General features: G+C 58.4%; 1 protein-coding gene. It reads right to left on the bottom strand.

Features of this window, described 5'->3' with window-relative positions; all coding sequences use genetic code 11:
• Positions 1–170: 170 nt before the first annotated feature.
• Positions 171–1313, bottom strand: coding sequence for a glycine cleavage T C-terminal barrel domain-containing protein (locus tag AC2FIT_RS22515; RefSeq protein WP_496832644.1), 1143 nt, complete (start codon positions 1311–1313; stop codon positions 171–173).
• Between the last annotated feature and the right edge of the window lie 121 nt (positions 1314–1434).

Raw genomic sequence — 1434 nt, 5'->3', positions numbered from 1 at the left:
GATCGCCGCCCCAATCGGGGGCGGAGTCCACTTCTACCTCGTGGCTGTTTTTGAACTGAACCCTGTGCGCGTTGGAGTATTTTCCGGTTTGCAGGACGGGTTCGGCGCGGTGCCAGTGCAGTTGGATCGAAAGATCGGACATGGTTCAGTACTCTTCTTTCCGGACGCGCTCAGGCGGCGGCGATTTTCTTTTTCGGGTCGTAGAAGGGGAATTCGACCATGGTGGCGCGGGTCGGGCCCGACTTGGTCACCACTTCCACATCCGAGCCGAGAACGGCGTGATCCACAGACACCATGGCCAGCGCGATGTTCTGTTTCAGGCGCGGCGAATAGATGGCGGACGTCACCTTGCCGATGGTCTCGTCACCCTTGTTGATCGCCCAGAACGCTGTGTTCGGCCCCTCCAGCGGATTGCAGTCGATGATCAGGCCAACCTGTCTGCGGCTTACGCCTTCCTCTTTGATACGGCGCAGCGCGGCTTTGCCGATGAAATCGGCCTCGGTGTCGAGATTGACCAGCCGGTCAAGGCCCAGTTCGAACGGGTTGGTGTGGATGTCGGCATCGGCGTGATAGGACAACATTCCGCCTTCGATCCGGCGGATCGAAGAGGTGTGGCCGGGCTTGAGGCCGAATTCCATGCCGGCGGCCATGATCCGCTCCCACAGCGCGTCGCCATGGGCGCTGTCGCGCAGGTAAAGCTCGTAACCCAGTTCGCTTGACCAACCTGTGCGGGACACGACAAGCGGAATGCCGTCAAGATCGACCTCGCGCAGCCAGTAATACTTTAGATCCATTATGTCGTCGCCAAAAAGCACACGCATGATTTCGCCCGACTTCGGCCCCTGCAACTGCAGCGGCGAGACATCGGGTTCGACGATGGTAACATCCATGCCGGAATGCACTGCGACGCCCTGAGCCCAAAGCAGGATGTCGCTGTCTGCCAGTGAGATCCAGAAATGATTTTCCGCAAGGCGCAGCAGGATCGGATCGTTCAGGATGCCGCCTTCGGCATTGGTGATCAGGATGTATTTGCACTGGCCAATCGCCATCTTCGACAGGTCGCGCGGGGTCAGCATCTGCACGAATTTTGCCGCATCCGGGCCGGTGATCTCCACCTGGCGCTCGACCGCTACGTCGCACAGGATCGCGTCATTCACGAGGTTCCAGAAGTTCTGCTCTGGATCGCCGAAATCGCGCGGGATGTACATGTGGTTGTAAACCGAAAACCCCTTGGCGCCCCAGCGGACGGTCGCGTCAAAATAAGGGGATTTGCGGATCTGTGTACCAAAACCGAAATCGTCTGATTGCATCATGTCATTCACCCTTTGCACCGATGGCCCCATCAGCGGCAGACCACTTTAACTGGGTGCAGGATTACCCGTACACGCAGACTGAAAGCAGACTGATAAAAAGCCTCGGACAGACCGAACGGAC

It is taken from the genome of Ruegeria sp. YTSA135 (genome assembly GCF_059610165.1).
Note: the sequence above shows the minus strand (reverse complement) of the source record. Positions and strands in the feature narration are given on the sequence as shown.